This window comes from Phenylobacterium sp. (assembly GCF_028290885.1).
Taxonomy (GTDB): domain Bacteria; phylum Pseudomonadota; class Alphaproteobacteria; order Caulobacterales; family Caulobacteraceae; genus Phenylobacterium.
Genome location: NZ_JAQGIZ010000040.1, coordinates 1 through 6368, shown reverse-complemented (window position 1 = coordinate 6368; position 6368 = coordinate 1). Strand labels below are relative to the sequence as shown.

Here is a 6368-nt window from a genome sequence, read left to right as displayed (position 1 = left end):
GAGGACATCGGCGGCGTGCAGGTGCTCGCCCGGGTGATGGACGGCGTCGGCGGCAAGGATCTGCGGCCCATCGCCGAAGAATTCAAGAAACAGCTGCCCGACGGCGTGATCCTGCTGATCGGCACCGCCGACGGCAAGGCGGCGGTGACTGTGGCGGTGACCGGCTCGGCCCAGGCCGCCAACAACGCCGTCGAGATCGCCAAGTCGGCGGTCCTGGCCCTAGGCGGCCAGGGCGCCGGCGGGCGCCCCGACTTCGCCCAAGGCGGCGCCCCCGACGGCGCGAAGGCCGCGGAGGGCCTCGCGGCCGCCAAGGCGACGATCGCCGGAGCCTAGCTCTCGGTCGCCTAGGTTAGCGTCGCGTAGACGCAGAGCTTGTTGCCGACGCCATCGCGGACATAGGCGCCGTAGAAGCGTTGGCCGCTTCCGGGGGCCGGAAGCCCGGCGCGCCTTCGTCGGTCCCGCCGTGGGCGAGCGCCGCCTGATAGGCCGTGTGCACCTGGTCGCGGGTGTCGGCCTTGAAGCCGGTCATGGCCCCGTTGCCGCCGCGCGCGGTCTGGCCGTCGAAGGGCTTGCAGAGCCCGACACCCGGCGCCTCGCCGTGGCCGTAGAAGGCCCAGCCGCCCTCGACCGGTCCGCGCTCATAGCCGATCGCGCCCAAGACGGCGTCGTAGAACGCCACGGCCTGCGCCTCGTCGTTATAGCCGATGGTGATGTAGCCGATGGTCATCGCTCGCCTCCTCGTTCCTGCGCCAGGATAGCGGCGCGCGGGAACGAAGCAAGAACGAACCGATGATGGCGTCCGGATTCCGCCGGATCAGGCGGCCAGCGATTTCTCGAGGTTCAGGGCCACCTTGTCGATGAAGCCCTCGGTGGTGAGCCAGCCTTGGGTGTCGCCGACCAGCAGCGCCAGATCCTTGGTCATCGAGCCGCTCTCGACGGTCTCCACGCACACCCGTTCGAGCGTTTTGGCGAACCGGTCGAGCTCGGGGTTGTTGTCGAGCTTGGCGCGGTGCTCCAGGCCCCGCGTCCAGGCGAAGATCGAGGCGATGGAATTGGTCGAGGTGCTCTCGCCCCGCTGAAACTGGCGGTAGTGGCGGGTGACGGTGCCGTGGGCGGCCTCGGCCTCCATGATCTTGCCGTCCGGGGTGATCAGCACGGAGGTCATCAGGCCGAGCGAGCCGAAGCCCTGCGCCACGGTATCGGACTGCACGTCGCCGTCGTAGTTCTTGCAGGCCCAGATGAAGCCGCCGGACCACTTCAGCGCCGACGCCACCATGTCGTCGATCAGCCGGTGCTCGTAGGTGATGCCGGCGGCCTTGAACTGGTCGGAATAGGCGGCGTCGAAGGTCTCCTGGAAGATGTCCTTGAAGCGCCCGTCGTAGGCCTTGAGGATGGTGTTCTTGGTCGACAGATAGAGCGGGTACTTGCGGTCCAGCGCATAGGCGAACGAGGCGTGGGCGAAGTCGCGGATCGACCCGTCGAGGTTGTACATGGCCATGGCCACGCCAGACCCCGGGAAGTCGAAGACCTCGTGCTCGATCTTCTGGCCGTCTTCGCCCTCCCACTTGATGGTCAGCTTGCCGGGACCCGGCACCTTGAAGTCGGTGGCGCGGTACTGGTCGCCAAAGGCGTGGCGGCCGATGATGATCGGCTGGGTCCAGTTGGGGACCAGGCGCGGCACGTTGCGGCAGATGATCGGCTCACGGAAGACGACGCCGCCCAGGATGTTGCGGATGGTGCCGTTCGGCGACTTCCACATCTGCTTGAGGTTGAACTCCTTCACCCGCGCCTCGTCAGGCGTGATGGTCGCGCACTTGATGCCCACGCCGTGCTTCTTGATCGCCTCTGCGGCCTCGACCGTCACCTTGTCGTCGGTGGCGTCGCGGTTCTCCATGCTCAGGTCGTAATAGTCGATCTTGAGGTCGAGGAAGGGGAAGATCAGCTTGTCCTTGATCAGCTTCCAGATGATGCGGGTCATCTCGTCCCCGTCGAGGTCGACGACGGGGTTGGCGACTTTGATCTTTGCCATGAGGGGCGACGGCTCCGCGCGAACTTGAAGGTTGGGGCCGTATAGCCTTCGTCGGCGCGGACGCAAAGGCTGCAGGCTGCGGCGCCGAGGCGCCCCTCAGCCGACGCTCCTGGCCGCCAGACGGCCGAGATCGGCGAACAGCGCGGCGCGGTCTTTCTCCGGGGCGGTCGAGCCCGCCAGAAAGGCCGCGATCGCATAGCTGCGCCGATCGGGCAGGGTGAAGATGCCCACGTCGTTGTAGGCGGCGTTGAGGCCCTGGTCCGTGCCGGAGGTTCCAGCCTTGTGGGCGAAGCTCGCGCCCTTCGGGAACCCCGCCTTCAGCCGGTCGGCGCCGCGCGGAGTGCTTCGCATGATGGTCAGTAGCCGCGCGGTGGAGGTCGCGGAGAGGAGCTCGCCGGTGTCGAAGCGGCGCAGGAACCCCAGCATGCCCCTCGGTGTCGCGGAGTCGCGGGGGTCGGCCATGTAGGCCAGCATAGCGGCGCGGCGGCGCTCGGGCGCGACGGTCGCCTGGGCGGCGCTGAAGGCCGCCTCGCCCTTCCAGGCCGGCCGGAACGAGGCCATGCCGTAGACGTCGGGCTGCACTTCGCGTTCGTAGCGGTCCACCCGCACCTCATCGACCTTCTTCGACTCCAGCCAGGCGCCGACCGCGCCCGGTCCGCCGATCCGCTCCATGAGGAGGTCCGCGGCGGTGTTGTCGCTGTTGCCCACCGTGGCGATGAGCAGTTCCTGGGCGGTGTAGGCCGCGCGCCCCGGCCAGGCGTCGGCGATCGGCGACCAGGGAGGCGAGAGCTGCTTGCCCGTCAGGGTCAGGGTTTCGGCGAGGTTGAGGCGTCCGGCGTCGACTTCGGAGAGCACCGCGGCGCCAAGCGGCAGTTTGAAGACGCTCTGCATCGGGAAGGTGCGGTCGCCGAGCCGCACCCAGAACTGGCCGCTCTCCAGGTTCATAAGGCCGAAGCCCAGCACGCCGGGCATGGCGCGGGCGGCCAGTTCGGCGACCCCGGAATCCAGCCCCTTCATGTCGAGGGCGGGCGTGCGGGACGCGGTCAGCGGCTGGCTCCGGCTGCAGGCCGCCAGCGCCAGGCTCGCACTTCCCACCAGGAGGCCGCGCCTGCCGAGGCTTGCGCTGGCCGCGCCAAGCGATTGTAAGCGTGTCATGCCCAAAGCCTCCCCTGCGACCCCTGTCATTATCCTGAACGCGCCGCAGCTTGCAGAGAACATCGGCGCCGCCGCCCGCGTGATGGCCAACTTTGGGCTTTCCGAGCTGCGGCTGGTCAACCCCCGGGACGGTTGGCCGCAGGAGCGCGCCTGGGCCTCGGCCTCCGGCGCCGACTGGCCGCTGAACGCCGCGCGGGTGTTCGACCGCGTCGAGGACGCGCTCGCCGACCTGCAGCTGGTCTACGCGACCACCGCCCGCCCGCGTGACCTGCAGTTGCCGGTGCTGACGCCGCGGGTGGCCGCCCGCAACCTGGCGAACGCCGGCGCCCAGGGCCTGAAGGCCGGGCTGATGTTCGGCGGCGAGCGCGCCGGGCTGGAGACCGCCGATATCGCGCTCTGCCAGGCGGTGGTGACCTTGCCGGTCGACGCGCTGTTCAAGTCGCTCAACCTCGCCCAGGCGGTCGCCATCACCGCCTATGAGTGGCGCATGACCGTGGCCGACGAGGCGCCGCAGCCGTTCCGCAACGGGCCGCCGCCGGCGGACGGCGCGGCCATGCAGGGTCTCTACGAGCATTTCGAGCGCGAGCTGGACAACGCCGGCTTCTTCCACCCGCCGGAGAAACGGCCCTCAATGGTGCAGAACCTGCGTTCGGCGCTCGGCCGCGCCAGCTTCACAGACCAGGAGGTGCGCACCTTCCGCGGCGTAGTCACGGCGCTGTCCAAGGGCCGCGGACGGGTGCTGGCCAAGCTGGCGGAAAAGAAGGCGAAGGGAGAGGGCGCGTGAGCTTCGCCGCGCTGCTGAAAGCCCTGCCGATCCCGATCCTGCAGGCGCCGATGGTGGGCGCCAGCTTCGACGTCATGGCGGTTGCGGTGAGCCGGGCCGGCGGTTTGGGCGTATTGGCCGGCGCGACAGTCGCGCCGGCGGATATGGCGGCGGCGGTGGACAGCCTGCGGGCGCAGACCGACGCGCCTTTCGCGGTCAACCTACTGATGGCGCCGCCCGCGCGGCCGGAGCCCTCGGAGGTCGATGCGGCGCTGGCGCGCCTGGCGCCGTGGTATGCCGAGCTTGGCGCGCCGCTGCCGGCTCTCCCCAGCAGCTTCTCGCACGACTTCGAGGCGCAACTCGACGCCCTGACGCGGGCCGCGCCGCCGGTCGCCTCCTTTGCCTTCTCGGTCCTGACCCGGGAACAGGTCGACGCCCTGCACGCCGCCGGCAGCTATGTCGTGGGAACCGCCAACACCGTGGCCGAGGCGCGCGCCTGGGCGGAGGTCGGGGCCGACGGGATCTGTGCGCAGGGTTTCGAGGCGGGTGGCCACCACGCCTATTTCCTGGAGGATATCGAGGCGAGCTCGGTGGGGACCATGGCGCTGGTGGCGACGGTGCTGGAAGCCGTCGACCTGCCGGTGATCGCCGCCGGCGGCATCATGGACGGGCGAGGCGTCGCCGCCGCCCTGGCCCTGGGGGCGAGCGCCGTGCAGATGGGCAGCGCCTTCCTGCTCTCCGACGAGGCGACCAACGGGCCGACCTGGCAGGCTGCACTCCGCGATGCGCCGGACGACGCGACCCGGCTGACCCGGGCCTTCTCCGGCCGCTATGCGCGCGGGCTCGAGAACCGGTTCGTCCGGGAGATGCGCGGCGTCCAGGAGGACGTGCCGGCCTATCCGGTGCAGAACCGCCTCACCCAGGCGATGCGCGCGGCCGCCGACAAGGCCGGCGATCCCGAGATGATGTCGCTGTGGGCCGGCCAGGCGGTGACGCTCGCGCGACCGGGGCAAGCCGGCGAGCTGGTCAAACTTTGGTGGGCGCAGGCGCAGGAAACGGCGAAGGCGCTGGCCGAACGCACGGCGCTGCGCCCGCCGAAACCTTGACTCCGCGAGGGCCGGTGGGCATACACCCCGCCTTCCTCTCCGCCGGGCAACCGTGCGGTCCGAGGATCTATGACGGGTTGACGCGAACGCCGCCGTTGAGATCGCGCTTCCAGCTTCGGAAGCGCCGGCTCGGGTCGAAGAAGAGAACGAAATGTCCAAGCGCCACAGCGCCAAGTACAAACTCGACCGCCGGATGGGCGAAAACATCTGGGGCCGCCCGAAATCCCCGATCAACAAGCGCGCCTACGGGCCCGGCCAGCACGGCCAGCGCCGCAAGCAGAAGGTCTCCGACTTCGGCCTGCAGCTGCGCGCCAAGCAGAAACTGAAGGGCTACTACGGCAACCTGACCGAGAAGCAGTTCAGCAAGATCTACGAAGAGGCCGCGCGCCGGAAGGGCAACACCTCCGAGAACCTGATCGCGCTGCTGGAAAGCCGCCTGGATGCGGTGGTCTATCGCTCCAAGTTCGTGCCGACGCCGTTCGCGGCCCGTCAGTTCGTCAACCACGGCCACGTGCTGGTGAACGGCAAGCGGGTGAACATCCCGTCGTTCCGCGTGAAGCCGGGCGACGTGGTCTCGGTGCGCGAGCGCTCGCGCAACATGGCCCTGGTGCTGGAAGCCCTGCAGTCGCCCGAGCGCGACACGCCCGACTACATCGAAGTCGACGGCAAGGGCATGAGCGCCAAGTACATCCGCATGCCGGAGCTGGCCGAAGTGCCCTATCCGGTGAAGATGGAACCCAACCTCGTCATCGAATTCTACGCGTCCTAGGCGACAGACATCCTGTGACGATTGCGAAGGCCCCGGATCGCTCCGGGGCCTTTTGCTTGTCCGCCGACTGTGGCGGAGTGGGACGGATGAATCGCAGGCTCTTCCTGGTCGCGGCCCTGGCGCTCGGCGGCTGCGCGACGGTGACGGGGCCGCCCGCGGTCGCGCCTGCGCCCGGCGCCTTGGCGGAGCTGGAACCGCTCTATTCCGCGCAGGCCGGGCGCGAGGCGCTGACCATGCGGGTGTCGTCCAACGGCTGCACCGCCAAAGCGGACTTCGCCTTCTATGTGGAGCGCCGCGGGGATGCGGTGACGCTGGCCGTCGGGCGCAAGCACGTCGACACGTGCAAGTCCTTCGCCATGGGCCAGGCGGAACTCGCCTTCACCTGGGAGGAGCTGGGGCTCGCGCCGCGCACGCCGGTCTTCCTGCTCAATCCGCTGATCGCCTGGACGGGGCCGGGCGGCTGAAGCCGGCCGGCTAGTGTCCCGATTCCGAAGTTCGCAAGCGCTTGCGGCTGGCTTTGGCGAACTTCGGAATCGATAAGGACAC

8 protein-coding genes are annotated in these 6368 nt (G+C 69.4%); 5 read left to right on the top strand and 3 right to left on the bottom strand.

Annotated features, from left to right (window positions below):
- Positions 1-333: DHHA1 domain-containing protein (locus tag JWP28_RS03470; protein WP_299539986.1), on the top strand; the 333-nt coding region annotated here is incomplete at its 5' end.
- Positions 334-349: 16 nt separating this feature from the next.
- Here the strand turns inward: JWP28_RS03470 and JWP28_RS03465 are convergent.
- The 3 genes from JWP28_RS03465 to bla form a co-directional block, all read right to left on the bottom strand.
- The gene (locus tag JWP28_RS03465; RefSeq protein ID WP_299539984.1) at positions 350-727 is read right to left on the bottom strand and encodes a VOC family protein; all 378 of its coding nucleotides are present in this window, start codon (positions 725-727) and stop codon (positions 350-352) included.
- Between the two features lie 87 nt (positions 728-814).
- On the bottom strand, positions 815-2029 hold the full coding sequence (locus tag JWP28_RS03460) for an NADP-dependent isocitrate dehydrogenase (RefSeq protein ID WP_299539981.1): 1215 nt from the start codon (positions 2027-2029) through the stop codon (positions 815-817).
- A gap of 96 nt (positions 2030-2125) precedes the next feature.
- Complete coding sequence (gene bla, locus JWP28_RS03455; protein WP_299539978.1) at positions 2126-3184, bottom strand: class A beta-lactamase; 1059 nt, start codon at positions 3182-3184, stop codon at positions 2126-2128.
- Between bla and JWP28_RS03450 the strand changes: the two genes are divergently transcribed.
- The 4 genes from JWP28_RS03450 to JWP28_RS03435 all read left to right on the top strand — a co-directional run bounded on the left by JWP28_RS03450 (position 3183) and on the right by JWP28_RS03435 (position 6286).
- Positions 3183-3968 (top strand): RNA methyltransferase, encoded by a 786-nt coding sequence (locus JWP28_RS03450; protein ID WP_299539976.1) that lies wholly within the window; start codon positions 3183-3185, stop codon positions 3966-3968. The genes bla and JWP28_RS03450 overlap by 2 nt on opposite strands.
- The gene (locus JWP28_RS03445) at positions 3965-5053 is read left to right on the top strand and encodes a DUF561 domain-containing protein (protein ID WP_299539974.1); all 1089 of its coding nucleotides are present in this window, start codon (positions 3965-3967) and stop codon (positions 5051-5053) included. Before JWP28_RS03450 ends, JWP28_RS03445 begins: the two co-directional genes overlap by 4 nt.
- Before the next feature lie 151 nt (positions 5054-5204).
- Positions 5205-5822 carry a 30S ribosomal protein S4 gene (gene rpsD / locus JWP28_RS03440; protein ID WP_299539971.1) on the top strand — a complete coding sequence of 206 codons (618 nt, stop codon included), beginning with the start codon at positions 5205-5207 and terminating at the stop codon, positions 5820-5822.
- 86 nt (positions 5823-5908) lie between these two features.
- Positions 5909-6286 (top strand): hypothetical protein, encoded by a 378-nt coding sequence (locus tag JWP28_RS03435; protein ID WP_299539968.1) that lies wholly within the window; start codon positions 5909-5911, stop codon positions 6284-6286.
- The last annotated feature ends 82 nt before the right edge of the window (positions 6287-6368 follow it).